We start from the raw sequence: 2324 nt of genomic DNA, 5'->3' as shown, positions 1-2324 counted from the left end.
ATTCTTTTTTTCACTATCACTCTCATTCTCTTTCTCCTTATCTATATTCTGCACTTCTGAAACTTCTTCGGTTACGCACTTGTCTGTCGTCGGTCTATAGTCATCTATTAACTTCTGAATTTTGTTATCAACTTCTGAAATATCGGTATTCTTTTTTTCAGTATTAACAGTAACTTCTGAAAAATATTTGGAAATATTTAATCGGGTTCCACCTGACAAGGGGAAATTGCCTATCAATACTTCTGAAAAAGTTCTCTGCCCTTGACTAAGTTCAAACCAAATATATTGCTTATCCTTCAGTTTATCCATATTATACTTCACCCAGTTGGGTTTCTTTCTGACATTTTGTGCTATGTCAGAATAATTAGTCAATAAACTACCACTATGTGGATTAGCCATAAGTTTTAACCATTCCAACAGAGCAAATTCATCAAACTCAATCTTACCCGTAAGCACATCATTAGTTATTATCCTATCTGACTTTAAGTAATTAAGTTTTTCATTTTCCTGTGTTCCCATTTCTAACTCCTTTTACATCTACATTTACAGTTCTTGAAACCTGAAAGTTGTAAATCAAACTTTTCAAATGGTTGAGTTCGTCAACAAAATCTCTGACTTTTACTTCTGCAGTATTACTGTAATAGTCACACAATATACTCTGGATATCTGAATTATTATTAACATCAAACTCAAATATTATTCGTTTACCATCACGGATTATATTGACGATATTAAGGTGGAATTTTGCACGAATGAAAGCCGAAAGATGCAAGTCGTGACACTGGTAGGTTTTATCTTTCATCATCTACACTCCTTCTTCATTTGTCTACATCATTTGAACAAAATAAAAGCCACCGACTAAGAAATTCACCACAAAATCAGCAAAACTCTTAACCGATGGCTTAGACTACCAATTCGGGAATACGGTTTATTAACGTATTCTATACTGCGTAAAAACCAAAATCAAATCTGCAAATAAAAACACCTAAAACAATCTCAAAAAAGCAAACTTTTCTTAATATAATTATATCAGACTTTTCAGATTTGTCAAGGGACTTTTGAAAACATTTTTGAAAATCTCATTTAATGACGGCAACAGACTTCACTTGAAAAGTTCTAATCACCAGAAAATAATTAGCATATATCAACGCAGCATTTACTTTTTCAGATTTTTTAATAGAATATAATTAGTTGGTAGGCGAAACTTCACTGGAAGAGATTTGCGGGCACTTGCGCTTTATAATTGATGGGCTTGTTTTATCCGTTGTTTTCTACGATAGGATTGCCAATTAAAGCAAATAAATTTTCCACACTCATATATGCGGTCAATCATTTTCTCGCCAAGTAATTCTTCAAAGTTCCGAAATGATTCATTACTTGCCATAATTACTGTTTTTTTGGATTCATATTTTGTATCCAATATTAGAAACAATAAATTTTTATCAACTTCTGAAATAAATTGTGAAAAAAGTTCATCAATACAAAGCAGGTCAATTTTTTCTAATTCAGAAATTACTTCACTTTCAGTTTTTTGTGCATCTCGCCTCCAACATTCTTTTATAGACTGTAACAATCGGTATGTTTTGGTAAATACAGCTGAATATCCTTGTTTACACACTTCTTGAATTATTGCTGAACACAGATGACTTTTGCCTGTTCCTGGATTACCCAAAAAGCAAAGCCAAGTTCCTTGCTCCAAGTGATATTTGAAATTATCTGCAAACTCTTTAGCAATCTTAAATACTTTTTCTTGCCCTTGCCCTTCCGTTAATTCGTAATTTTCAAATGATTTATTTAAGAATCGTTTCTTGATTGCACTGTCGGTTATCAATCGTCTCACTTTCTCATCAAATCTTCTTTTTTCTTCCTGTTCCAGTTTAATTCTATTTTTATTTTCAAGACAAGTCATACAGCCAAGTTCACACCAACTGGATTCCTTTATTTGCCATATATTAGCCAATGGAGTATTCGCCTCGACCCATCTGTATTCAATTTCTCCGCCGCAAATTTCGCAAACGATTCTGGGTCTTGGTGGTTTATCTTTGCAGTTCTTTGGGTATTCCGTGTTCATATTTCCCCCTTTTTTTATCGTTATACTTATTTAACTTATATTTACTTAAATTAGATTTAGTTAAATTAAATTGAGTATGACATTTAGTTGTCATATTGTCTGCCGTGTTGTCTGCCTGTTGACTGACATCATTGTGCGAATTGTCTGACATTACATTTTTAAGTAATTCCTTTGGTGGCGGTGGAAACTTTGATTTTCTTAACCTATCTTTCCTTATCCAGTTATATTCTTCAAAATCTGGATTTTGTATAAA

At 32.7% G+C, this 2324-nt stretch carries 4 protein-coding genes; all 4 read right to left on the bottom strand.

The window, feature by feature from the left end; genetic code table 11:
- A partial coding sequence (locus AB1349_13755) for a hypothetical protein (GenBank protein ID MEW6558391.1) occupies positions 1-519 on the bottom strand: 519 nt, incomplete at its 3' end.
- Positions 500-805: a hypothetical protein gene (locus AB1349_13750; protein MEW6558390.1), complete on the bottom strand. Its 306-nt coding sequence runs from the start codon at positions 803-805 to the stop codon at positions 500-502. The genes AB1349_13750 and AB1349_13755, both read right to left, overlap by 20 nt.
- Positions 806-1237: 432 nt before the next feature.
- On the bottom strand, positions 1238-2071 hold the full coding sequence (locus AB1349_13745) for an ATP-binding protein (GenBank protein ID MEW6558389.1): 834 nt from the start codon (positions 2069-2071) through the stop codon (positions 1238-1240).
- Positions 2037-2324, bottom strand: a 288-nt coding sequence (locus AB1349_13740) for a hypothetical protein (GenBank protein MEW6558388.1), incomplete at its 5' end; no start/stop codon positions are given. The genes AB1349_13740 and AB1349_13745, both read right to left, overlap by 35 nt.

It is taken from the genome of Elusimicrobiota bacterium (assembly GCA_040757695.1).
Taxonomy (GTDB): Bacteria; Elusimicrobiota; UBA8919; order UBA8919; family UBA8919; genus JBFLWK01.
This window is presented reverse-complemented; position numbering and strand designations above follow the sequence as displayed.